We start from the raw sequence: 25660 nt of genomic DNA, 5'->3' as shown, positions 1-25660 counted from the left end.
AACTCATATTTTCCAAATACCCTGTTGGACAAAGGATTAAATGGCTTTTTACTAAAAAATGGTAAAATGACTTATTGTAATAAAAAAGGCTGAATCCAAAGGCCTGACCAAGGAATGAAAACATAAAATTTATTTTACCTACCCAATAAATGAAACCTATCCCATACTAAGGCCAGTTAATTTTAACCCGGATTATGTAATAGGATTTCTCCGCCCTGACAATTGTCAGGGGTGAAGCCTGTCCCGTGTTTACGGAAAGTGTTGCAATCGCAAGACAATCAGGCTGTTTGGAGATTTTAGCATAGCACCGCTATGGTGAAATTCAAAACAGCAACGAAGTGGCTGATTTTGAAGCGATTTCAGCACGTAATAGATTGTTTATTGCATATTTCGGGTTTAATCCATAATTCTTGGAAAGCCTTATTTCAATCTGTTCTTTAACTTATCAATCAATCCCAATTTCTTTTTCAAACCATGCCCTGGACTAATACGATAAATAAGGTTTAGTCGATAGTTTCCAGTCCCCAAATTGGCCTTATAGCCATTAACTGCTGCCAAATTCACTTGATTGTAAACATAATTGACATTAAGAGACCACCTATCCGAATTGTATCCTGTAAATCCCCTCATTAAAAAATTAGGCCGGACCGACCAATTACTATTACCTGTTCCATCTTCATAATTGAAATAGGTCCTGCCTATTGATAAACTAGAAGCTGCAGATAGGGTAATAAAAAAATGCTTTTTTATAATCCAGGAATAAGCATAGCCAAAATTGGGGCCTATTTCAAAGTATTTGATCTGATCGAAATTATTAGGAACTGATTGTGAAGGTAGAATACCCAAGGCATTTCTTACCTGACCTCCATAAACTTCCGCGCCGGCCATAAATGAGCCTGCGGATTTTTTTTGCCACTCGTTCTGCAAAAAGGCCGCCCTATAGGAAAACTTATCTCCATTAAATAAGTACTGAACGGAAGCTCCCACCTTTCTAAGTTTCATGTCTGGGAAAATTCTCGATTCATTATTATTATCTAAAGTATTTCCCCTTAATAAATAATAGCCATTATAAAATTGTCCAAAAAAATCTATGACCCAATTTTTAGGATAAGCATGCGCTTGCAAATCAAAATATTTGGAATCTCCACGTTGCTTATCTGGGTTTAAAAACCCGAAACCATAGGCGAGGTTTAATGTCAAGCCTTCGTAAGTAGCACCAAGCCCAATGTTCAAGGTAGAATTCGGTCTATACCAATAACTTTCATCGGCAACCTTTATACCCAAACCTGTATACTTCCTGGACATATAAGTTCTCAGCACTAGTTTATCAGGATAGGTCATATAATATACTGTTGAATCTATTGGCTCCTGCGCTAAAACACTATAATGAAAGGTCAGGGAAATGAGGGTCAATACAAAGACATATTTCATAGGAGCATTTAAATTACATCAATATCGTTGAAAGCAACTTATTCGGAGGATTAAAATGTAACCTACTAGAAAAAAGGGAGGTTAGGAAAAATTAATTCGAAATAACCTCCATTTAATTACTAAAAAAAGAATAAGTATAAAAAGTTGCTTAATCACCCAAAACAAAGGTACGGAATTTTGAGCAAATAAAGCAATGAATTCATCTTAGTATACTTCGATATTTTAAAGAAATAATCACAAATCAAAAAAAATGGCCTTTAAAGAAATCATCTATACTCTCTTAGCAAAAGGTAGGATAATTATGTAAGGACAATTGCATTTGGTTTCTATTAACTGATTTTTCATCCTTTAATACTTGAAATTGAAATGAAAATTGAAAAACCATTCTATAATAAATAGAAACAGCCCCATTATTGGCCCTAGCCGATAATAACCAGTTTAAAACATCCTTGATTATTGGCGGAAATAGATCATTTCCAAGATTAAAATTAAAAATTTTGAAATTAATTATTTATTAGAATAATACAATTAATTTCTTAAGGTTTTGGAGCTAAAGGTAAGCGGTTTAGTACATAGAAATTTTATAATTGGTCTAGTTCCATCTATTCCTATTGTCTACACTATTCTATAAAAAACATTACCCGCTGATAGGAAATAACAGGATCATGGCACTCTAGAAATGCTTACCGATTAAACCCGGCTATTACTTATTCCGTGCTTTATTTGAGGAGGTACTTTGTTATATAAACTAACTGTTCCTCGGAGAGGAAATGCGAAAAGTTTAGACCTAAATTTTATCCTTACCTAAAAACCACTTTCGGAAGTAGTATAGTATTGGATTTTTGTATTTGAGCTGCTTCCAAGGCCGGCTACCATGAGGCCTATGCCAAACGGGCAGGTCTGGCAGAATGTAATTATCGAAGCCCAAACTTATTGATTTCTGACTAATATGCGTATCATACCAATCTTTACTATTATCCAGATCAGTGAAATCATATTTCTTTAAAAAGTTCTTACTTATCAAGGTACAGCAAAAACTAAGGCTTCGCGTAGTCTTTGCCGGATCCTTACTCTTTAATTGTTTGAATTTAAGATAAGGAAAATTCACCTTTCCCTCAGCATCTTGTGTTATCGCTCCTACCAAACCTACATTGGGGTTTTCATTGGAGAAATTCACTAGACTTTCCAAGGTATCTGGATTTATCTTAACATCCGATTCGACTACAATTAAAGGCAAGCCAGCTTCTAAGGCTGATTTTTGTGACAGTTGGAGTACTGTCTTATAATTAGGTGATGGATTTGAAGTCACATCTTCCAAATGAATCAGTTTAAAGCCTTTGGCTTTGCTGGCTGTTTCTAATGCAGCTTTAGTTTGATCAGTAGAATAATCATTAAAAACCCAATAATCATAAACTCCTTTGGCGTCAGAAATGGCCTGAACTGTTTCTAAAGTCGCCTCTAAAGCATCTTTTACGGGTGTGACTACAATTGCCTGCATCTTGGAAAAGTAAGAATTATCCCCGGAAAATTCCGGGGATAATATTTAAAAATTAATTCAATTTTGCTAGCACTTCTTTAATTCGCTTAAGCGCTTCTTTCAATTCATCTTCAGAGGCTGCATAAGACAATCTCACTGAATTTGGTGCTCCAAATGCGGCTCCTGTAACCAAGGATACATTTGCCTCTTTAAGCACATAAAGACAAAAATCATCCGCAGTTTCAATTTTCTGATCGCCTGCTGTCTTACCGAAAAAGGCAGAAACATCAGGGAAAAAGTAAAATGCTCCTTCAGGAACGTGTGTTTTGATACCTGGTATATCACGCAATAAACCCAAGACCAAGTCTCTTCTTTTAAGATAGGCTGCCGCCATTTCTTCAGTTGGCTTTTGATCACCAATCAAACCCGCAAGGGCTGCACGCTGCGCTATGCCTGTTCCACCTGAGGTAAACTGACCTTGAATTTTCTCACAAGCCTTTGCAATAAACAATGGAGCACAGATGTAACCTACTCGCCATCCAGTCATCGCATAACCTTTAGAAAAACCATTTACAGTAATGGTACGGTCAAACATGCCTGGGAAAGAGGCTATGCTAGCGTGAGAACCTGTGAAATTGATCAACTCATAAATTTCATCGGCTATAACTATAAGGTTTTCCTTGCTCTTGATAACATTAGCAATGGCCTCTAACTCATCCTTGCTGAAAACAGATCCTGACGGATTACATGGTGAGGAATAAATCACAGCTTTGGTCTTATCCGTAATGGCTTCTTCTAATTGACTAGCGGTAGCTTTAAAGTTATTTTCAAGGTTACCCTCTATAAGAACAGGAACACCTCCGGCCAATTTGATCACTTCAGAATAAGATACCCAATAAGGAGAAAAAATGATCACTTCGTCTCCTTCATTAATCAAACACATGAAGATATTGGCAATTGAATGCTTTGCACCTGTAGAAACTACAATGTTTTCTGCTTTGGCTTCAGAAATGTTATTTTGATCCCTTAGTTTTTTGGCAATGGCCTCTCTTAGGTCTTGGTAACCAGCAACTGGAGGATAAGAAAAATATTTCCCTTCATCAATAGCTGCTTTAGCAGCTTCCTGTATGTGTTTAGGCGTTTTAAAATCAGGTTCTCCCAAACTCAAACCGATAATATCGATTCCTTGAGTCTTTAATTCCCTGGCTTTTTTTGCCATAGCCAGCGTAGCTGACTCTTCCATATTGTTAATACGATCAGATAGGATGGAATTCATTTATATTTTATTTAAATTACGTTTGATTATCAGATTAGTAAGACCTATTAACCACCAAATTAATTTATTATGATTGATGACCTTTCTGCCACTTTTTTAATTTTGCAAAAATAAGCATAATGACAACGATTCCTAAATCTTTGACTAGTTTTGAAAAATGTAACTTTTGATAACTAGGATGAATGCATTGGATTTTTAGTCCTAATCACAACATCAAGCCCTATATATTCGTTTTTAAATTGTTATGAAAAAACTCATTTACTTATTTTCTGTAGTGCTGTTTTTTATTATTTCGGTTGGTTTCGGTCAGGAAGAAACCAGTATAACTGAGGTAGACTCATCTGGTGTGGAAGAAAACAGATTACTTCCTACCTCTACCCCTATACTATTGTTCTCTGATGCAGAGGACAATTTGAAGGAAGAAAAAAAGAAGAAAAGGAAGAAAAAGAAAAAGAATTTTCACTTCGGCGAAAAAACCAGTCGGGGTTTAATCAAAAGTAGTTTTAGGGATCAGATTACCTATCAGTTTTTCAATTACACCACTAGGAACAAAAGAGTCGATCCCTATATAAGGGATATTTTTTGGTACGACACCAAAAACAAAGCCATCAAAAATGGCAACTTCGATTCCTCCAAAGGCTATTTGCTTCATGGTCCCTATGAAAAACGAATCGGGGAAAATGTAGTTGAAACTGGTATGTATTTTTACGGCACCAAACATGGTCGATGGATGAGTTTTGATGCAAAAAACATTCTTTTAGACAAAAGGCATTATTCAGAGGGATGGCCCAAGGCCTCAAGAATCACCTATTACAATCGAGGGGAACGGAAAATAGAAAAGTTAACCCCAATAGAATACGATTTGGAAGAAGGTAATTTTTTCCATTTTTACCCTGATGGGCAGGTAGCCGTAGCAGGGGAATACAAATTTGGAGAACGGATAGGAATCTGGACCGAATATTGGCCAAGAGAAAGTGACAAAACCGTGAAGAAAAGAGAAATCCAATACCAAAATGAGGCCCTAAACAATAGCTTTAAACCATTTATAAGGGCTGAATGGGACAAAGAAGGAAATCTTATCTATAGCCGCAATCAATAAAAAGCATCTTCGAAATGTTTAAATGCTATCCCTCCTGATTTATTTCGGTAAACGCCAACTATATCGAATCGGATATCTTTTTTCCAGTCTTTCTCGTATATGTAATGATCGGCAGCTCTAATGATTAGTTGCCTTTTCCTATAATCCACAAATTCTTCCGCATAACCATAACCTGTTCCACTACGAAACTTTACCTCTACAAAGACCAAAATCCCTCCTTTTTCCATTATTAGGTCTATCTCCGCATGCTTGTACCTATAATTAGCAGCAACGAATTCAAAACCATTGGCTACCAACCAATCCTTAGCGAGCATTTCAGCCTCCTTTCCCTTGTCATTGTGTTCAGCCATTGTTTGATATTGACTATATTTGAAAAAAACTACTGTAAAAGGTGAATCAATTTAAAAATAAAAAAGTTATTTTTCGGGATTTAGGCACCAAAGATTATCAGGAGTCTTGGGATTATCAGGAAAAACTGTTTGCTCAAACCGTTGAGGTTAAGATTGCTAACAGAAAACTTGACCCAAAGGATGCACAAATCACTGATAACTATCTACTGTTTGTGGAACATCCACATGTTTACACTTTAGGCAAAAGTGGTAAACCAGAAAACCTCCTTTTAGACGAGGTAGGATTAAAGCAATACAAGGCCAGTTATTACCCTATAAACCGAGGAGGAGACATTACCTACCATGGACCGGGACAAATTGTAGGCTACCCTATTCTGGATCTGGATAACTTCTTTACAGATATCCACAAATACCTCAGGTTTTTGGAAGAAGCGGTAATTGCAACCCTTAGCGATTATGGAATAATAGCAGGTAGAATTGAGGGATTGACGGGAGTATGGCTGGATCATATAGAACAGAAAAATCCACGGAAAATCTGCGCCTTAGGTGTCAAATCCAGCAGATGGGTAACCATGCACGGTTTTGCATTTAATGTCAATACTGACCTTAATTACTTCAACCATATTATCCCTTGCGGAATCAGTGACAAGGCTGTCACTTCTTTGCAAAAAGAACTGGGTAAAGAAGTAGACATCTCTGAGGTTAAAGAAAGAGTAAGGTTTCATATTGGCAGATTATTCGACATGGAACTACTGATAAGCGAAGAACAAAAATGAAAAAGGACATAAAATTTCACCCCGTGACAGGAGTGAAAATGGCTATAGTAAAAGAAGTCAATGAAAAGGAAGAAAGCTGGGCGGTGTATATAATCAATAAGAACCTTATTGAATTGGAAACACTAATGATCACGGCAAAAGGCTACGGCAATGTAGGCGGAGAAGTAAAAAAAACCTCTGTCTTGCGACACATGATTGAGAAGTTAGAAGCGACGAGTATTGCTAGAGTTGAGGCCATTGACCCGGCATTGTTTAGTTTAAACAATGAATTCTGGGTAAGTTATTATATTCTGGACCAAATATTTGACAAAAAGTTTATATTTGTAGCGGGCAGCGTTCAGGAAAAGCACATGACCTACATTCCTGAACTGGATATGCATGGGATCTTACATAGCTGAAGCTTATGGCTGATTTTTTTGAACATCTGAATGACATCCTTTTTCTGGATATTGAGACCATCTCCGGAGCAGAAAGCCTGCGGGATTTACCTTCAAGAATGCAAGAGGAATGGACGAAAAAAGCCCAGCAACTACAAAAAACTGACGAAAGAGAAGCTGACGATCTCTATTTTGAAAAGGCAGGCATTTATGCCGAATTTGGTAAGGTCATTTGTATAGGAGTAGGTTACTTTACCTATAAAAAAGCGGAGGACGAACTTATTTACAGGACCAAATCCTACGCCGCATCAACAGAACATGAAACATTATTAGAATTTCGGGACCTCTTAGAGAAAAAAGACTGGATCCTTTGTGCCCACAATGGCAAGGAATTTGACATTCCTTACATCTGCAGGAGAATGCTTGTCAACAAATTACCACTTCCAGACGTATTGCAGCTTTCAGGGAAGAAGCCTTGGGAGATTAAACATATAGACACACTGGACCTGTGGAAATTTGGGGATTATAAACATTACACCCGCCTGGATTTATTGGCAGCAATTTTTGATATCCCCAGTTCAAAAGAAGGAATAGACGGAAGCATGGTTAACTCCGTATACTACAAAGAAAACGATCTTGACAATATTCGTAAATATTGCTTGAGAGATGTAGAAGTAACCGCCAGAATATACCTGGCTTATCAGGGATTACCTGGAGACCTGTCGTTCCAAATCATCAATTTGGATAGTTCGGCAGAATAAACATCACAACATAAGGAAGGTCAATAAATTAGAATAAATATCCTTACCTTTATAATTATAATATATTTTTATGGGAAGAAATTCAGGAAGAAAAAAATCAGGATTTAAAAGCAAGGGCAATAAGCCCACAGATTTAGAGCATTTAAAATTAAAATTAACGCAATTTTTTGACAATAATTTCGGTGAGGATTTCGCTGAAAAGCAACTCATCAAAAAACTAATACTGCGGGATGCAGCTACCAAAAAACTTTTAAGCCCAGCCCTCCAGGAATTGGTAGATGAAGGCAGGATATCACGTAACCCAAGAAACCATTACTCTTCAGCGTCGGATCCAGAATTCGTTATTGGAGAAGTAGATTTCGTCAATGCACGGTTTGCATTTGTGATACCTAATAATCATGAGAAAAAAGAAGACGATATCATGGTCAAAGAAGCAGATCTAAAATCTGCACTTGATGGCGACAAAGTCAGGGTAATGATTTTACCCAAAAAAGGAAGAGGAAACCGCAGAGAAGGAAAAGTCTTGGAAATTCTAGAACGTAGCAGAGACGAATTTGTAGGCCGTATAGAAATCTCCCCCCGATTTGCATTTGTAGTGCCTGACTTTAAGAAGATGCACCATGATATCTTCGTAAAAAAATCAGATCTCGCTGGTGCACAGCATAACCAAAAAGTAGTAGTAAAACTCACAGACTGGAGTGAGGGTGATAAGAGTCCTACTGGAAAAATCATACATGTTTTAGGTAAAGCAGGGGACCATGAAGTGGAGATTCATTCCATTATGGCTGAATTCGGACTTCCTTTTGATTATCCGGAGGAGATAGAAGCAGAAGCTGAAACCATACCTGATACCATCTCGGAGGCCGAGATAAAAAGAAGAAAAGACTTTAGAGATATCGATACATTCACCATTGACCCTGCAGATGCAAAGGACTTTGATGATGCAATTTCATTTCGCTATTTAGAAAATGGCAACATGGAAATAGGCGTGCATATTGCCGATGTAACGCATTATGTCACCCCGAAAACCTTGATGGAAAAAGAGGCCTATGACAGGGCTACCTCTGTTTATTTGGTAGACAGAACCATCCCAATGCTTCCAGAACGCTTGAGTAATGGACTGTGTTCATTGCGCCCTAATGAGGACAAGCTCACCTTCTCTTGTGTGTTCGAAATAACCGATCAGGCCGAGGTAAAGGATTTCTGGATAGGCCGAACGGTTATCCATTCCAATAGGCGATTCAGCTATGAGGAAGCCCAAGAGAATATGGATTCAGAATCTGGTGATTATGCCAAAGATTTGTTAAAAATCAATTCCCTAGCAAAATTACTTCGTAAGGAGCGATTCAAAAAAGGAGCGATCAATTTCGAAACAGTTGAGGTAAAATTCCAACTCAATGAATCAGGTACACCTGTAGGTCTTATTATAAAAGAGCGAAAGGATGTACATAAGTTGATCGAAGAGTTCATGCTTTTGGCCAATAAAACCGTAGCGACCTATATTTTTAACAAAAATAAGGGCAAAAGTACCTTCATTTATCGCGTTCATGATTATCCTGACCTTGAAAAACTAGCCACATTTGCTAATTTCGCCACCAAATTCGGCCATGAGGTAAAAGTGACTGACGAAAAGAAAGTGTCCAATAGTCTGAACAAACTAATGGAAGAGATCGTTGGTAAGCCAGAACAGAACATTTTGGAACAGTTAGCCATAAGAACCATGGCCAAGGCAAAATACACAACTGAACCAAAGCTTCATTTCGGCTTGGCATTTGACCACTACACCCATTTTACCTCTCCAATCAGAAGGTATCCTGACATGATGGTGCATCGGCTTCTTCAACATTACCTGGACGGTGGTAAACCACCTGAAACCCAGGCTTGGGAAGAAAAATGTTTGCATTCTTCAGAGAGAGAAAAAAGGGCTGCTGATGCAGAAAGGGCAAGTATCAAGTACAAGCAGGTTGAGTACATGAAATTGGCAGAAGACAAAGACTATGCAGGCATAGTCACAGGAGTCACCGAATGGGGAGTCTATGTTGAAATTTCTGAAACAAAATGCGAAGGCATGGTTAAAGTCCAGGATCTGAAAGATGATTACTATGACTTTGATGACAAGAACATGCGGCTTATTGGATCCAAAAATAAAAGAATGATTACCCTGGGTGACAAAGTACAGGTCAGAGTAACACGCACTGACATCGATAGAAGAACGATTGATTTGGAATTTGCAAGCAATGATAAATGACAACAAGCTGGAGGATATTAGAATTTCCCTCGAGCAACATATAAAAGAATTAGAATTGAAAGGTAACCCTCCGGAACTATACGATCCGATAACTTACCTTATGGGTTTGGGGGGGAAACGAATACGACCATTACTAACCTTGCTGGCTTACGGTTTATACAAGGAGGATTACCAAAAAGTACTTACTCCTGCTGCCGCCATTGAAGTTTTTCACAATTTCACACTCATGCATGACGACATCATGGACAATGCACCTCTTCGTAGAGGAAAGGCGACCGTCCATGAAAAATGGGATGACAATACTGCTATTTTGTCTGGAGACGTAATGCTGGTCAAGGCCTATGATTTATTCCTGTCCATAACACCTGAATACTTGAAGGAAAGCCTTCAACTCTTTAGCAAAACCGCTGCGGAGGTTTGTGAGGGACAGCAAATGGATATGAATTTTGAAAACAGGGAATTCGTAAGTGAAGCAGAATACCTAAACATGATACGTTTGAAAACGGCTGTATTATTGGGCTTTTCCCTGCAATTGGGTGCTGTTCTAGCTGGTGCCTCGAAAGAGGATTCCAATCACTTATACGATTTTGGAGTAAATATAGGCGTCGCTTTTCAGTTAAAAGACGACCTGCTGGATGTCTATGCCGACAAAGAGAAATTTGGCAAGCAAGTCGGTGGGGACATTTTGGCCAATAAAAAAACCTACCTCTTGGTAAAAGCCAATGAATTGGCTGAAGGTTCGGTAAACGAAAACCTACAGAAATGGATTAATTCTACATCCTTCAATCCAGAAGAAAAAGTAAAAGCTGTAACAAGCATATATGACCAACTTCAAATAAAGGAAAAGACCTTGGAGTTAATGGACGACTATTTCGAAAGAGGTTTCAACCAACTTTCCAGCCTTCAGGTAAAAAATACTGCTGGATTGCAACTCCTTCAAAATCTAACACACAACCTGGCCAACAGGGAAAAATAAAATCATGGATTTATCTTTAACGTTAATAATTATTATCATTACCTGTCTGGTATCCTATTATGGATGGAAAAACCCTGATTTTATAAACAAACAATTGTTTACGCCTTACCTCATCAAGAGAGAAGGCTCTTACGGTCGGTTTTTATTTTCTGGCTTTATTCACAAAGATGGTACGCATTTGTTATTTAACATGTTTACCTTCTATTTCTTCGGAAATGTGGTAGAATCTTACCTCACATATGTATTTGGTTTTGAATTAGGCTTAGTCGCCTTTATTGTCTTTTACCTCTTGGCAATTGTCATTGCCGACATACCAACCTATCTAAAGGAACAAGACAACCCCGGATACCACGCCTTAGGGGCCTCAGGAGGCACTTCGGCTACTGTGTTTGCTAGCATAATCTTGATGCCACTCTCTGATATTTGTATCTTCGGCATCTTTTGTCTTCCCGGATTTATTTTGGGATTGCTCTTTTTAGGATATGCTTTTTATAAAGGCAGGACAGGTGGTGATAACATTAACCATGACGCCCATTTTTATGGTGCAGTGTTTGGAATTGCTGTGATCGTATTAATCTCTCCAGAAAATGGATTGCGATTTTGGGAACAAATAAAAAGCTTCAGCCTTTTTTAAGACTGAAGCTTTTATCTACGCTTTTGCTTTTTTCAATTGTCTAACCAATTTATCCACTACTTCCTTTAGCAAAGGAATCCAGTGTTCTCCCTTTTCTTCGGCAAATACATCCGGACCGGGTATTCCAACGCGCATCCCTACCACGCTAACAGCGTTGCCTCCACTTCCCTCTGTTTTAAAATAAACATCTACAGCATTGATGTTTTGGGTGAATTTTGAGAGTTTGTCTATTGAAGACCTTATTTCTTCTTGAACGGAAGTATTGATTTCAATATTGACTGACTGAACATCAATCTTAATTCCATTGTAGTTTTCTGTGAAGTTCATTTTCAAAATCGTTTAACTCCATCTATTCGGAGAGGTGAAAATTATTACTACGAATATCTTAAAACTAAGGAATAAAAAAAAGGTCATCCGTTAGAATGACCTTTAAATAATAAATTTCTATAAGAAGAAGTATCTTAAGCTTCCGCTGGAATTACTCCTACTACTGATTTACCATCGTGCTTTTTAGTGAAAGCAACTTTACCAGGAACCAAAGCAAAGATTGTATGGTCTTTACCCAATCCAACATTAACGCCAGGATGGTGTTTAGTACCTCTTTGTCTTACAATGATATTACCAGCGATAACTGATTCACCACCAAATTTCTTTACACCAAGTCTCTTACTTTCAGACTCTCTACCGTTTCTAGAACTACCTACACCTTTCTTATGTGCCATAACTTATTATTATTTAAGGTTGCAACCCGAAGGATTACAGTGTGATATTTTCGATTACTATTTTTGTGAATTGCTGACGGTGACCGTTTTTCTTTTTGTAACCTTTTCTTCTTTTTTTCTTGAAGACGATTACTTTGTCACCTTTTACATGATCAAGGATTTTCCCTGATACCTTGGCGCCAGATAATAAGGGCGCTCCAATCGAGACAGTGCCATTGTCTTCTGCCAAAAGCACTTGATCGAATTCTACGGAAGCGTCAACTTCACCTTGCATTTTTGGTGCAAAGATTTGTTGATCTTTTGTTACTTTGAACTGCTTACCGGAAATGTTAACTATTGCGTACATAATGGTTTGATATAATTCAATTATCAAAATGAGGTGCAAATATAAGAAAAATTACCAAATAGATAAACTAATCCTCCAATATTAATTTCAATATTTACACCCAAAACCCCAGAAACTCAATTTAATCCAACGCCATCTTCAAAAATCCAGCCCTATTCGCCATTTATAAGGGTTTGAAATTAAATTTTCTCATTTACACAATTGATCAACAGTATCTTACAACAGAATACTCACGAAAAAAAAACTAGATTTTTGACCGATAGTCAAAAAAATGGCCATTTTTGGCCCATTTTAAATATTTTAAAATTATTTAAAAAAAGTTGACCTAGCATATATGATCCATTTAGATTAAATCTTTACTTCAGTTCAAATTTCCTAACTCACTTTATATTAACTATTTATAATCTATTGACCAGCGTTCAACTTTTTAGGGTTTTTAGCTAAATCGGGCTTTACTTTTTCATTTTTCTTGCCCATATTTGTTAAGGCATTCGTACCTAATTAGTCTAATAGCCTTTCATATAGACACTAACAAGAAATACGGTACACAGCAATAATTAATTTTTACTCAGATAAAACCATTTCTACTAATGAAGCCAGAGCCAATATTAGAACAGGGAGACAACAGCAGATTTGTATTATTCCCCATCCAACATGATGACATTTGGGAGTATTATAAGATGGCTGAGGCAAGTTTTTGGACTGCTGAAGAGATAGATTTAGGTCAAGACCTTAATGACTGGAAGAATCTAAGTGATGGAGAACGACATTTCATTTCTCATGTTTTGGCATTTTTTGCTGCAAGTGATGGAATTGTCAATGAAAATCTAGCAGAACATTTCGTAGCAGAAGTACAATACACAGAAGCAAAGTTTTTTTATGGTTTCCAGATAGCAATGGAAAACATCCATAGTGAAACCTATAGCTTATTAATAGACACTTATATCAAAAATGCAGACGAACGTGATCATCTATTCAATGCAATAGAACACCTAGACTGTGTTAAGAAGAAAGCGGAGTGGGCATTGCGTTGGATAGACAAAGGGAATTTTATGGAACGACTAGTTGCTTTTGCAGCAGTTGAAGGCATATTCTTCTCTGGCTCATTTTGCTCAATCTTCTGGTTGAAAAAAAGAGGCCTAATGCCTGGTTTGACTTTTTCTAACGAGTTAATCTCCAGAGATGAAGGACTACACTGCGATTTTGCTTGCCATCTATACACCAAGCATTTGGTCAATAAATTGCCGCAGGAGCAGGTTACAGAAATCATCAAAGATGCTGTAGAAATAGAAAAAGAATTTGTAACAGACGCATTGCCTGTAAGACTTATTGGCATGAATTCTGAATTAATGTGCCAATACATTGAATTTGTAGCAGACAGGCTGCTACTTGAATTGGGATGTTCTAAAGTTTGGAACAGCAAGAACCCGTTTGATTTTATGGACATGATTTCTTTAGAAGGAAAAACCAATTTCTTCGAAAAACGTGTGGGTGATTATCAAAAAGCAGGGGTTATGAAAAACAAGGACGATTCTTCCTCCTCAGACAAATTTTCTGTAGAAGAGGACTTTTAATCATTTTTTAACCATTATAATCATCAGTTAGGTATGTTAGTAATAAAAAGAGACGGTAGAAGAGAATCCGTCAGATTTGACAAAATCACAACAAGAATAGAAAACCTTTGCTACGGGTTGGATGCACGCTACATCCACCCTATCGAAGTTGCAAAAAAAGTAATTGATGGGCTTTATGATGGGGTAACAACCACAGAGCTTGACAATCTCGCTGCTGAGGTATGTGCCTCCCTGACAGTAATACATCCTGAATACGCAATTCTTGCTGCAAGAATCGCTATTTCAAACCTACACAAGACTACAAGTAAGTCGTTTTCAAATACCATGAAACGACTATATACCTACATCAATCCAAAAACTGATGAGAATGCAGCACTGATTGCTCCTGACGTCTATGGAATTATTAAAAAACATGCTGCCAAACTAGATGAGGTAATTGACTATACCAGGGATTTTGATTACGATTTCTTTGGTTTCAAAACCCTAGAAAGAAGTTATCTTATTAAACTTGACGGTAAAGTTGTAGAGAGACCACAGCACATGCTTATGCGGGTCTCTATAGGTATCCACAAAGAAGACATAGAGTCAGCAATTGACACCTACCACCTTTTGTCTCAGAAATGGTTTACACACGCTACACCTACCCTATTTAATGCAGGTACGCCTAAGCCACAACTGTCTTCTTGTTTCCTACTTACAATGAAGGACGACAGTATTGATGGAATTTATGACACATTAAAACAATGTGCTAAAATTTCTCAATCTGCAGGAGGTATAGGCCTTTCTATCCATAACGTAAGGGCTAAAGGCTCTTATATCAGGGGTACCAATGGAGTGTCTAATGGGATTGTCCCAATGTTGAGAAACTTTGACATGACCGCCAGGTATGTAGATCAAGGTGGAGGGAAAAGAAAAGGCAGCTTTGCCATTTACTTGGAACCTTGGCATGCTGACATCAAGGACTTTCTTGACCTTAAGAAAAACCACGGTAAAGATGAACTCCGTGCAAGAGACTTGTTTTATGCTGTATGGGTTTCTGACTTATTCATGAAACGTGTAGAGGCCAATGAAGACTGGTCTTTGTTCTGCCCTCACGAAGCACCTGGATTGGCAGATTGCTATGGTGATGAGTTTGAAAGACTCTATGAAAAATATGAAAAAGAAGGACGTGCGCGTGAAACTATAAAAGCACAGGAGCTTTGGTTTGAGATTTTGGAATCCCAAATCGAAACTGGTACCCCATACATTCTTTATAAAGATGCTGCCAACAGTAAGTCCAACCAAAAGAACCTTGGTACCATCAAGTCTTCCAACTTGTGTACAGAAATCATGGAGTATACTTCTCCAGATGAGGTGGCTGTTTGTAACCTGGCTTCTATTGCACTTCCTAAATATGTCACTACAGGAAAAGACGGTAAAAAATATTTTGATCATAAGAAACTTTATGAGGTAACTAAAGTGGTTACCAAAAACCTTAATAAAGTAATTGATGTCAACTATTACCCTGTACCAGAAGCCCGAAAATCTAACTTCAGGCACAGACCTGTTGGATTAGGTATTCAAGGACTGGCGGATACTTTCATTCTTTTGAGAATGCCTTTCGACTCTGATGAAGCCAAAGGGCTCAACGAAGATATCTTTGAAACCATCTATTTTGCAGCAATGGAGACATCCATGGAACTTGCAAAAGTCAATGGCACTTATGAAACCTATGAAGGATCTCCAGTGTCAAAAGGTATATTCCAGTTTGATATGTGGGGTGTAACTCCAAAATCTGGACGTTGGAACTGGTCAGAACTCAAAGAAAAAGTAAACAAGTATGGGGTAAGGAATTCACTTTTAGTGGCTCCAATGCCGACAGCCTCCACCTCCCAAATCTTGGGTAATAATGAGTGCTTTGAACCATATACTAGTAATATCTACACTCGTAGAACCTTATCAGGTGAGTTCGTTGTAGTCAACAAACACCTAATGAAAGACTTGATCAGATTGGGTCTTTGGACGGATGGAATGAAAAACAGACTGATCGCTGCCAATGGCTCCGTTCAAAATATGCCTGACATCCCTCAAAACCTAAAAGACCTCTACAAAACAGTGTGGGAAATCTCTCAAAAGGTAATTATAGACATGGCTGCCGATAGAGGTGCTTATGTATGTCAGTCACAAAGCATGAACTTGTTCTTACAAGAGCCTAACTTTGGAAAATTAACCTCTATGCATTTCTATGCATGGAAAAAAGGTCTTAAAACTGGTATTTATTACTTGCGTTCTAAAGCAGCAAGTAGCGCCATTCAGTTTACAGTAGACAAATCTCAATTGAATGGAGATAAGCTTGAAGCTGTAGATTTGGATAGCAAAAAACAACAACAAGAAGCCATTATATGCTCCTTGGATAATCCAGACGAATGTGAAGCTTGTGGTAGTTGATCCACAAATATAAAATTGCATAAAAAAGCAACTGTCCTTTCGGCAGTTGCTTTTTTTTTGACTAAGACCAAAATCATTTAGGATACACAATATTGACTTTATCAGGTCCTGAAATTTCACTCTTCACTGTGCCATCACTCTGCTTTTTATGCTTGACATAAACCAAACCATAAGGAGTGGGGAATGTTCCTTCCACCCATTCCAAATCTCCCAAATGCGGATCAATTAGAATGGTCTTTGATCCCGGGTCCAAAACATGGACACCAAGCACATGTCTACTCATCCACGCAGTAGGACCAGAAGCCCAGCCATGACTCAAGTTATGACGGAGTTTATCATAGCTGTAGCCTCCATAACTTGCATGTACGTCCACTTTATCATCAGGGACGAAATCATCAATTCTTGCAGCATTTTCCAACCACTTGATATTAAAATCTTCCCAAAAAGTAGTTGCACCGAGGTCAATCATCGCGCCCCAATACTCTCTAATATTTTCAATCGCTCCTTGGTAATCACCAGCCTTGGCCTTGGCTTCCAGCATATAATACCCATAAAAAGTAGAAAAATCAGCCACGCCATTTTTGGAAATCACTTGGCGATTGGCTTTAGAAGGATCCATTATACCAGTTAATGACATTAGGGAAGCAGCTTGCTTAGACCCTGCATGATCAGGATGGTAAGTCCTCAATTTTGCGGCCATAGCCTTTGCCTCTTTGGCCATTTCATCATTTTCCAATACAGTATAAATCTCACCCGAAGCATCAAAAGCCCAAATCAACATGGATTGTAAGCCGGCATGAATGGCTTCAGGGTTTTCACTTGATGGCCAATCTAGAAAACGGGTACCATCCAATTTTTCTTTATTGCCTTCCACCCTACTTGCCATGTGCCTAGTAAGTTTAATCAAATAGTCTTCTTGGGCTTTTAAATAGTCCTTGTCCCCATGATGCAGGTACCAGTCACGGTGAATAATAATCCACCACATAGAATAAGTACTGATCCCGTTCATCCATTCAGGCATAGGTGTAATGTCACGGATCAGGTCAAGACTTTTAGGAACCACCTCATTGTATCCAAAGACTGCATTAATCGTTGAAACCTCAGGGTGCAAATCTCCTACCCAGACCAAACGATCTCTTTTTATCCCATCCCAAAGGTACTCTTGCATGTTCATGTGAACCGTATAAGCCCCCATGTCCCAAATCTTATTCAAACGTTCATCATTACTCTTAAAACTTCCCAGATATGGAATGTCTCTGTAGACCAATATGGCATTGGCTTCCTTTAGCAGTAACTCTTTGTTAGGGTCTACCAAGTCTATCCTTGCATATCGGAATCCCGAATTACCAACTTCAAGTTTCCCAAGCCATGGAAGGGAAACAATAAAATCACGCATGGCATGGTCATTTGTAGCCCCATGTATGGTATCAATGGATGACATTGCTTCAGTAACCGACTCTCCCAATCTTATCCGTACACGCACGGGATCTTTTGATCCTATCATACCCGTCACCAATTGAATCCCTCCATGCAGGTTGACACCAAAATCCAACAAGATCCCCGGTTTTTCAGTTTCAGTACTTTTCATGACCAAAAAGTCTTGCTTATTGGTAAGAATGGCCTGGCCAATTGGTTGGTTAAGGAGATGATTTTCGTTCTTTATTAAAGCAGTGTTTTCGGTGGATTTCCAGAATATTTTTACCGGGGCAATGTATTTCCGCGTTCGGGAATCATCGGCTACTTTATAGTCCCTGCCATTGTTAAATGCCGGTGGCAATTGAGCAAAGGCATTGGAACAGATTGCGAAAAACAGTAATATTGAAAAAAGTGGCCTTACAGCGCTTTGCATAAAACTCATTTGGATAGTCATTTTGGTTAATCAACCAAGATAAAACTATTTAGTCAAATACCTGTCCTGTGCGTACCTGCTCAATTGCTGTCTTATTCTTCATTTACCTGCTTTTAAATAAGCTAATCTACACCCAACTGAATTAATTCAGTATCTATTTTTTTGTTCCACCTCTCTTGAGCTGAGGCATTGGTTCCATTGGAAGTTTGATTGTCATAAGCTTCTTGCATGCGGTTCATTTCTCTAAAAGCTTCCAGGTAATGAAAGGAAATCTTCCGTTCATAATTATGAGGCTCGAGTTCAAGGTTCGTTAATGTGTTTTTGAGACGCTCAATAATTATCTTCGTTATATCAAAATGCCTTTGTTCATGATTAAGTCCATAGCTGTTGTTTCCTGACCTCACCCAGGAAGAACTTTTCAACATGTAGGTTTTAAAGACTAAATCTACTAGCAACACACCATTTTCCATACTGCTATTCAACTCATAGCCTATACTTGCAAAAATGGATGCCGCATAATTATTGAAACCTGGTCTACCAGTGAAATCTTTCCAGGTCAAGGGCCTATCGCTAGCATAAAAAACAGTATCACTCACATTCGAACGGACATAATCCCTCATCTTTAGTCGCACCTCTTGGGCCAGAAGATTGTTATTTGGCGCATCTTTCTCTATCCAATCATCAAAATATTTCATGGCCAAATTCACCGATCGCTTTAAGAATGGCTCCAATAAGTGAAACTGTCGTACCCCTCTTTGGTAACTTATACCTCCTTGAAACCCCAACAAATCAACCAATTCATCCCCTCTTTCCAAAGCAAATTCAAAGTCCAAATGAATGTCACCTTCTACTACCCCAGTTTTAGCATTCAGAATGTTTTCAATTATTTTGACATCCTTAATTTTTACTACAACAGGGCGAGACTCTTTCTTCCCAGGATAAGCTCCCAATATATATTGCTCCAAAGCAGGTATAGTGCCTCCTTCAAGATTTACCGTCCGCAGATTACTGCCACTTTTAACATCCGGCACCAGAAACGCAGTAGGGTTAAGGTCCTTTCTCTCATCAATAATCCTTGAGATATAATATTCATCTGGACTAAATACCTGAGAAACCATCCTCAATGGTATAGGATCAAGACTAAGTCGTTGTGAAAAAACATAATTAACAGGCAACAACAACCCTAGCACAACAAAAAACAGCTTGGCATAAATTGAGAAAATCACCTTATATAACAATTGAGGTATCATTGGAAAATTAGCTATAATAGCTTTAACAGGTTTAACCTGTCTGAGGTTTTGCCTAAATGGGGTAAAGTATAAAGAAATATTTAAATTTTAGTTACACCCTTTTCTACTCAAAGCAATGGCTAATATTTACTTTTTTGAAGATTTGGTTTTCTCATTGAAATCCAGGCAAAGGTCAATCCAATAAGCCATTTCTCTTTTTGTTGTGATGGCTTCAGCGCTTACGTAACAATAACCTTTGTACACCCTCCCTTTCATAACCATGGATTGGAACCCATTTACTTCAGCTACCTCTTCCACTAATTCGGGGTCATATCTACACATAAGCTTTGTACCACTTACATTCACGCACATTTTTTCATTGACCAAAAAAGCCAGGCCTCCAAACATGGCTTTTTCCTCCACTTCCAATTGTCCTACTTCGAAAAGATATTCACGAACCCTATCTGCAAGCCTTTCATCATATGCCATTGTTATACCGTTTAGCTGAAACTCAAAATACCAAATTAATACCGCTAATGATAGCGTCTATAAAAGGAATTTTGAAGGGCTTGCAATATAATAATGGTTAATATCCCCTTGGATAATTTTCACTATAAACCATTAAGCCTAATATTTTGAAGGAAAAATCTGGAATTACATGGCTAATACAGTTACTTTTAAAAGATAATTGTCTCAATAAAGGCAAACCATACGCTCCAAAATGACTGTTTGATTTAACCCGGATTATGTAATAGGATCCGTAATAGCCTGTCCCGTGTTTACGGGAAGTGTTGCAATCGCAATCAGACTGTTTGGTGATTTTAGCATAACACCGCTATGGTGAAATTGAAAACAGCAACGAAGTGGCTGATTTTAAAGCGATTTCAGCACGTAATAGAATGTCTATTGCATATTTCGGGTTGAAGCATTCCCAATTAGACCAGATACATACCATCCTTTTCATGATAAAAACCCCGAATATATTGGACCAAAATTTTCAAAAATTTAACCTTCTGATTTCCCTACTCTCTCTGTTTACCATAGCTCATCCAGTAAGCGCACAAATAAAATCTGAAGTTCATTGGGAGAATGGAAGCCCTTCTTTGATTATTGATGGAGAGCAATATCCACCTTTTGCCTACATGTCCTATTTGGGAGAGGAAGAATATTATACGGAAATTGCTGCTTCCGGAATTCATCTATACAACCTTCCAGCTTACTTGGGAGAGGGAGGAATAAATACTATCTCAGGAATTGGTGCTTTTAGAAATTCAATATGGAAAGGAGAAAATGAATATGACTTTTCAAGCATAGAAGTAGATTTTGAGAAAATACTTAATGCGGATCCAAAAGCCAAGGTAGTCATCCGCTTTTACCTTGATCCACCTCGCTGGTGGACTTTAGCAAACCCATCAGCAGCAGCACAGTTGCCAGATGGTTCATTATTCCGCCAAAGTTTTGCTTCAGAAGAGTGGCGAGAAAAAACAAAAGTGGCTTTTCAGGATTGTCTGGATTGGTTGCTAAAATCCAAATACCGTAACAATCTGGCAGGAATTCATGTGGCCAGTGGTTTTACGGAAGAATGGTTTTACCATCCTAAACAGTACCAGGACCAAAACCCTGTCCGACTAAAAGCCTTCCGTGATTGGTTAAAGAATAAATATGGTACAGTTCAATCACTGAGAACAGCCTGGAATGCACCGTCTGTCACTTTTGACAATGCCCAGCTGAGCAATATCGATGAGCCTGTCACTGATATCTCATGGAGAGACCCCATTAAAGACCAAAACTACATCGACACGTATCGGTTCCATACGGAAGTTTTGGTGGACAATATTGCCTATTTCTGCAAGATTGTCAAAGAGAAGAGTGATGGCAAATTGTTGACAGGGGCATTTTATGGGTACCATTATTTCGTCACCGACCCAAGGAGAGGCCATGGATCTCTGGCAAAGCTATTGGATTGCCCGGACCTGGATTATTTGTCCAGCCCAAATGTTTACAATAGGTCAATTGGGGAAGATTGGCCTCCTATGGTGGCGGTGAATTCTGTTCACAAGCATGGAAAGCTTTGGTTGGCAGAAAACGATACACGGACTTCAATTACTACGCTTTTAAAAGACCGCTCTCAAGGAATAGCTCCTCCTGGTCAATATGAAAGTGGGGTTTGGCTTGGCCCTAAAGACCATGATGCTTCTGTCTCATTGCTATGGAAAAATGCAGCAAGAATGCTGGCTTACGGTTATGGGGGCTGGTGGTTTGACATGTGGGGAGGTTGGTTTAGTGATCCTGAAATGCTTCAGGTATTGGAAAAGACCCAGCAATTTCACCATGACTACCCGTCTAAAAACCCAGAGAAAATGAAGCCTTCTGTATTGGTAATTGTCGATGAAGAACTTTCATTTTGGGACAAAAGTTATGGTAGACTTACTGAGAAAATATTGTCTAATCGATATCCAATAGCCAAAACAGGAAGTGCCTATGACCTTTATCTAAGGACAGACTTACAAGAGATTAGCCACAGTCAATACCAAGTAATCTGGCTTATGGGCTTGCTTCAATTAACCGATAAAGAAACTACCCTTATCAAAAAGTGGCAGAAACTGGGCAAAACCGTTTTGTGGACCAACGATAAAGGAACAACCCTTAACTTCCCTGGAAAAGCCGCCAAATTTCTTCCGGAAAAGTTGCAATGGAAGCCTTCCGAGCTTAAGAAAATCTGGGCAGAAGCTGGCGTTCACCAATACATAACTACGGAAGACATCTGTTATGTAGGAAGAAATTGGCTAAGCTTACATTCCGTTGATGGTGGAGAAAAAAACATTCAACTCCCCTATTTAGCGCAAGTAATTGACCCATTAACAAACAAGGTATTGTCCGATTCCACCAACCAAATCCAAATAAAAATGGATGCAAAATCAACGGTTATTTTCCGGGTTAATCCATTCTAATCACCCCTTCAATAAATGTCTTATGCCTAAGGGAGGTTTTTGTCATCCATGTTTTATTCCAGTTGAAAGCTTACAGTTATGTACTTAAGAATTTCAAAAGTAATTCCTGAAAAAGAATTGAAATCCTATAACAACCTTTATTTACCCTGTTGTTTGTCTGAATTTTAGAATCAATTTTTATATTTTGCTGACAGAACCCTATTTCAGCCATAAAATAAAAACCAACATGAAGCATATGTTACGTACTTACTTGCCCTTATTCTTAGTACTAATTTTCCAATTTTGTATTTCTCCCGAAGACACAAAAAAGATAATAGATGACGAAGAGGAAGAAGAGGAGGAGGAAGAGGTAGTACTGGAAGACCCCACAGATCTGCCATTTACAGTCGAATGGTCCATCAACAAGGAAGGTGATGAAATTGGTGGCTCCTTTTCCCCGTTTTTGCATATAGGTGAAACCGACCTTTACCTATACAGCCCCTATGGTGGAAAGGGAATTGTTTCTTTGAACAAAGCCAATCAGGAAACCAACTGGAACATCAATAAAGAAAGTATAGGAGGCCCCTTTACCATGAAAACCATTGGAGATCACCTTTGGGCCATGACGGCAGACATTAATAATCCAACTGTGATCAAAGTAGATCCTTCAGATGGCAATGTACTATTTGAAAAGCCTTCCGGAACATTCCCTTCCGGGCAGGTAGATGGTAACTGGTTTGGCTTAAGAAAAAGGGAGACATCCCTCTACAAGGTAAGTTTGGAAACCGGCAATGACGAAATCGCATGTGAGGAGTTATTGGTAGACAATATTAGAAATTTCCTTTTCAGAGATGACAAGTTGGTGCTGATGGTGGTACGTGGAGGTAGAAATTTGCTTTCTATAGATCCCAATACTTGTAATGAATACTGGGAGGTTTTCAATTATGACGAGCCCAACTTTGGTCACCTCAACTATTATTCCTTTGCCGTGGATCTTGGAAGCACCCTACTAAGCGTCAGCCCGGATAATTTCATCTTACGTTCTCCTACTACAGGAGAAGCTGAATGGAAATACCCTGAAGGTTTCAATAACAATACACTTGACCTGACCCATATGCTTCACTTTGAAAGCAAGAAGTCCTTGATCTACCACGACAAAGAATCCGGAAAAGTGGTGGCCATCAACTGGTCTTCCCAATCTAAAACATGGGAATCAGAGATTCAGAATAGAGATGTCGGCCAATTGTTTCTGGTAAAGGATAGGCTCTTTCTTTATACAAAAAACAACTTTCTCTATGAGATCAATGTAGAAAATGGTCAGACCATTTCAGAAAGAGAGATAAAGGAGCTTTATCCTTTCGACACTTCAATCATTCCCTTTTCCATCAATCGTTTAGAAGATTATTTTGGTGAAAGGTATTTCAAAATTTATGGAGATGAAATCTATTACACCACCGAACAAAGCCTCTTGGTTTCAGCGAGGTTAGATTAACATTAAACTGACGCGTCCCCTTCGACAAGCTCAGGGGACGCATCAGATCATTTTTCCCGGCAAAACGCTCTCTTAGTCTACTAATGAAAATTGTTTTATTAAATTTTGTAGATTTCAGTTTATACTTGTAATAATTAATACAACGGAAACGAAAGAAGTCTGAAGGACTTCAACCACAATAACCACGGGTTTCACCCGTGGAAAGAATAAGAAAGCAGAGCGATTTTGGCGGTATTGTTGCTTTTTTTTCTGCAACAATGCTGACAAAATCTCAACGTCTCTCAAACCCTAGCTAAACAAAAACCCCACAACAAATCAACATTTGTTGTGGGGTTTCCTATTTCTAGTTGTATGTGGAAAATTATTTTTTCTCCAACAATACTTCAGCATGTACAGCTACTTCACTCCATGTTTTGCTCACACCGTCTTTACCAGTATGTAAAGCCTCGCAAGCCTTATTGATAGAAGCTACAGCATCTAAAGCATTCCAATTTTCTAATTCCATTACACCGTCAAAAATAAATTGGGTATCATTTACAGTAGAATACTCCAAAGGAATGTTTTGTGTAGTTCCATTCAAGGTTACGTCGATAGAACATTTGTTACCACCTTCTACTTTAAATACACCTGAGATCAGCTCTGTATTTTCCATAACACCGAAGAAAAATTCAAGGATTTTAGGATCTCTCGTTCCCGTAGCGTCGTTGGTAAATAAGCTACTTACAGGGATGCTAAACTTGGTACCATTCATGGCTTCAAGTGCAGTCGCTCCTTCACCGAAATTAGTAACATTAATTTTGGTGAATTGTCCTCCTACAGGTGCTTTGTCTGTGGTCTTGTAAGCCACAAAGCTAACTTTAGTAGAATCTTCTACCAAAGTAAAGTTGCTTTCCGCAACAACCTCTGTTTCAGTTTCAGCGCTTTTATTGGCATTGTTACAACTAAAATTAGCAAGCAACAAAAGGCTTAAGGCAATTAGTTTTAAGTTTTTCATGGTTTTTTTATTTTAAAAATCTTGTCAAATTTAAACATATTAAAGGGGCAATTAAAACCTATAGCCAAATCATTTCCATTATACCTTAAAGTTGATTTTTTTTAACTCTTTAAAGGAGGTCAATTGATGGACCATTCCTTGCTGGGTTGAAGGGCAGCATCTTGTCAAGGCCTTAATATTATGCTAAAATGGAATTGTCCCATAATTTACTACACCCTTCCAGGGCTTTAAGGTGTCGTTTTTGCCAATTATGGATGGGCTAACACCCATCCCTATTTTTACACCGCCCCCTCAGGGCTCCAATTTTTACAGTTATCCATTCCTAGCCCAGAAAGGGCGATATATATCAGCACAGGGTGGAAGCCCTGTGATTAAGTCCAATCCGCAACCTCCAAGCCCTGAAAGGGTGACATATTGTCCTCACCTTAATTTGCGAAAAATTATGCTTAAATGAAATCGTTCCAAAATTTTACTACACCCTTCCAGGGCTTTAAGGTTTCGTTTTTGCCAATTATGGATGGGCTAACACCCATCCCTATTTTACACCGCCCCGTCAGGGCTCCAATTTTTACAGTTATCCATTCCTAGCCCTGAAAGGGCGATATATATCAGCACAGGGTGTCAGCCCTGTGATTTAATTCCAATCCCCAACCTCCAAGCCCTGAAAGGGTGACATTCAACTTTTCTTTACG

Annotated in this window: 22 protein-coding genes; 11 read left to right on the top strand and 11 right to left on the bottom strand. The window is 38.5% G+C overall.

All coding sequences use genetic code 11. The annotated features are described in order from the left end of the window. Positions 1-420 precede the first annotated feature (420 nt). The 3 genes from CA2015_RS10390 to CA2015_RS10380 all read right to left on the bottom strand — a co-directional run bounded on the left by CA2015_RS10390 (position 421) and on the right by CA2015_RS10380 (position 4184). A complete protein-coding gene (locus CA2015_RS10390) occupies positions 421-1431 on the bottom strand; it encodes a DUF4421 domain-containing protein (protein WP_048641847.1) in 1011 nt (336 codons plus the stop codon). 787 nt (positions 1432-2218) lie between these two features. Continuing rightward, the gene (locus CA2015_RS10385) at positions 2219-2929 is read right to left on the bottom strand and encodes a glycosyltransferase (RefSeq protein WP_048641846.1); all 711 of its coding nucleotides are present in this window, start codon (positions 2927-2929) and stop codon (positions 2219-2221) included. Between the two features lie 52 nt (positions 2930-2981). After that, positions 2982-4184 carry a pyridoxal phosphate-dependent aminotransferase gene (locus CA2015_RS10380; RefSeq protein ID WP_048641845.1) on the bottom strand — a complete coding sequence of 401 codons (1203 nt, stop codon included), beginning with the start codon at positions 4182-4184 and terminating at the stop codon, positions 2982-2984. Between the two features lie 244 nt (positions 4185-4428). Between CA2015_RS10380 and CA2015_RS10375 the strand changes: the two genes are divergently transcribed. Next, positions 4429-5283 carry a toxin-antitoxin system YwqK family antitoxin gene (locus tag CA2015_RS10375; RefSeq protein ID WP_048641844.1) on the top strand — a complete coding sequence of 285 codons (855 nt, stop codon included), beginning with the start codon at positions 4429-4431 and terminating at the stop codon, positions 5281-5283. Here the strand turns inward: CA2015_RS10375 and CA2015_RS10370 are convergent. After that, positions 5277-5633 carry a YraN family protein gene (locus CA2015_RS10370; protein ID WP_048641843.1) on the bottom strand — a complete coding sequence of 119 codons (357 nt, stop codon included), beginning with the start codon at positions 5631-5633 and terminating at the stop codon, positions 5277-5279. The two genes, CA2015_RS10375 and CA2015_RS10370, sit on opposite strands and share 7 nt — an antisense overlap. Positions 5634-5674: 41 nt before the next feature. On the opposite strand from CA2015_RS10370, the gene lipB reads away from it, so the two are divergent. The 6 genes from lipB to CA2015_RS10340 all read left to right on the top strand — a co-directional run bounded on the left by lipB (position 5675) and on the right by CA2015_RS10340 (position 11405). Continuing rightward, positions 5675-6409, top strand: coding sequence for a lipoyl(octanoyl) transferase LipB (gene lipB, locus CA2015_RS10365; protein ID WP_048641842.1), 735 nt, complete (start codon positions 5675-5677; stop codon positions 6407-6409). Then, on the top strand, positions 6406-6807 hold the full coding sequence (locus tag CA2015_RS10360; protein ID WP_048641841.1) for a hypothetical protein: 402 nt from the start codon (positions 6406-6408) through the stop codon (positions 6805-6807). The genes lipB and CA2015_RS10360 overlap by 4 nt, the downstream gene beginning before the upstream one ends. Before the next feature lie 5 nt (positions 6808-6812). After that, positions 6813-7547 (top strand): 3'-5' exonuclease, encoded by a 735-nt coding sequence (locus CA2015_RS10355; RefSeq protein WP_048641840.1) that lies wholly within the window; start codon positions 6813-6815, stop codon positions 7545-7547. 70 nt (positions 7548-7617) lie between these two features. Next, positions 7618-9795 carry a ribonuclease R gene (gene rnr, locus CA2015_RS10350; RefSeq protein WP_048641839.1) on the top strand — a complete coding sequence of 726 codons (2178 nt, stop codon included), beginning with the start codon at positions 7618-7620 and terminating at the stop codon, positions 9793-9795. Continuing rightward, positions 9785-10771, top strand: a complete 987-nt coding sequence (locus CA2015_RS10345) for a polyprenyl synthetase family protein (protein WP_048641838.1) — start codon at positions 9785-9787, stop codon at positions 10769-10771. The genes rnr and CA2015_RS10345 overlap by 11 nt, the downstream gene beginning before the upstream one ends. Positions 10772-10775: 4 nt before the next feature. Then, the gene (locus tag CA2015_RS10340; protein ID WP_048641837.1) at positions 10776-11405 is read left to right on the top strand and encodes a rhomboid family intramembrane serine protease; all 630 of its coding nucleotides are present in this window, start codon (positions 10776-10778) and stop codon (positions 11403-11405) included. Positions 11406-11420: 15 nt separating this feature from the next. Here the strand turns inward: CA2015_RS10340 and hpf are convergent, their stop codons facing one another. The 3 genes from hpf to rplU all read right to left on the bottom strand — a co-directional run bounded on the left by hpf (position 11421) and on the right by rplU (position 12473). Continuing rightward, positions 11421-11732: a ribosome hibernation-promoting factor, HPF/YfiA family gene (hpf, locus tag CA2015_RS10335; protein ID WP_048641836.1), complete on the bottom strand. Its 312-nt coding sequence runs from the start codon at positions 11730-11732 to the stop codon at positions 11421-11423. Positions 11733-11866: 134 nt separating this feature from the next. Beyond that, positions 11867-12127, bottom strand: a complete 261-nt coding sequence (gene rpmA / locus CA2015_RS10330) for a 50S ribosomal protein L27 (RefSeq protein WP_048641835.1) — start codon at positions 12125-12127, stop codon at positions 11867-11869. A 34-nt stretch (positions 12128-12161) separates the two neighbouring features. Further along, a complete protein-coding gene (gene rplU / locus CA2015_RS10325) occupies positions 12162-12473 on the bottom strand; it encodes a 50S ribosomal protein L21 (RefSeq protein WP_048641834.1) in 312 nt (103 codons plus the stop codon). 590 nt (positions 12474-13063) lie between these two features. Here rplU and CA2015_RS10320 point away from each other — a divergent pair. Both CA2015_RS10320 and CA2015_RS10315 read left to right on the top strand, forming a co-directional pair. Continuing rightward, a complete protein-coding gene (locus CA2015_RS10320) occupies positions 13064-14047 on the top strand; it encodes a ribonucleotide-diphosphate reductase subunit beta (RefSeq protein ID WP_048641833.1) in 984 nt (327 codons plus the stop codon). Between the two features lie 33 nt (positions 14048-14080). Then, positions 14081-16474 carry a ribonucleoside-diphosphate reductase subunit alpha gene (locus CA2015_RS10315; protein ID WP_048641832.1) on the top strand — a complete coding sequence of 798 codons (2394 nt, stop codon included), beginning with the start codon at positions 14081-14083 and terminating at the stop codon, positions 16472-16474. Positions 16475-16547: 73 nt separating this feature from the next. Here CA2015_RS10315 and CA2015_RS10310 read toward each other — a convergent pair whose 3' ends face one another. The 3 genes from CA2015_RS10310 to CA2015_RS10300 form a co-directional block, all read right to left on the bottom strand. Further along, entirely contained in the window at positions 16548-18332 is a 1785-nt protein-coding gene (locus CA2015_RS10310) for an alpha-L-rhamnosidase-related protein (RefSeq protein WP_053086755.1), read from the bottom strand. Positions 18333-18445: 113 nt separating this feature from the next. Continuing rightward, complete coding sequence (locus tag CA2015_RS10305) at positions 18446-19573, bottom strand: hypothetical protein (protein ID WP_048641831.1); 1128 nt, start codon at positions 19571-19573, stop codon at positions 18446-18448. Positions 19574-19699: 126 nt separating this feature from the next. Then, complete coding sequence (locus CA2015_RS10300; protein ID WP_048641830.1) at positions 19700-20041, bottom strand: TfoX/Sxy family protein; 342 nt, start codon at positions 20039-20041, stop codon at positions 19700-19702. 473 nt (positions 20042-20514) lie between these two features. Between CA2015_RS10300 and CA2015_RS10295 the strand changes: the two genes are divergently transcribed. Beyond that, positions 20515-22503, top strand: coding sequence for a beta-galactosidase (locus CA2015_RS10295; RefSeq protein WP_169786477.1), 1989 nt, complete (start codon positions 20515-20517; stop codon positions 22501-22503). Positions 22504-22729: 226 nt separating this feature from the next. Further along, positions 22730-23974: an outer membrane protein assembly factor BamB family protein gene (locus tag CA2015_RS10290; protein ID WP_084011716.1), complete on the top strand. Its 1245-nt coding sequence runs from the start codon at positions 22730-22732 to the stop codon at positions 23972-23974. Between the two features lie 361 nt (positions 23975-24335). On the opposite strand, the gene CA2015_RS10285 is transcribed toward CA2015_RS10290, so the two are convergent. Further along, positions 24336-24968 (bottom strand): hypothetical protein, encoded by a 633-nt coding sequence (locus CA2015_RS10285; RefSeq protein WP_048641827.1) that lies wholly within the window; start codon positions 24966-24968, stop codon positions 24336-24338. Positions 24969-25660: the final 692 nt, after the last annotated feature.

The organism is Cyclobacterium amurskyense (assembly GCF_001050135.1).
Classification (GTDB): Bacteria; Bacteroidota; Bacteroidia; order Cytophagales; family Cyclobacteriaceae; genus Cyclobacterium; species Cyclobacterium amurskyense.
The sequence above is the reverse complement of the archived record's forward strand: the minus strand, read 5'-3'. Positions and strand labels throughout refer to the sequence as shown.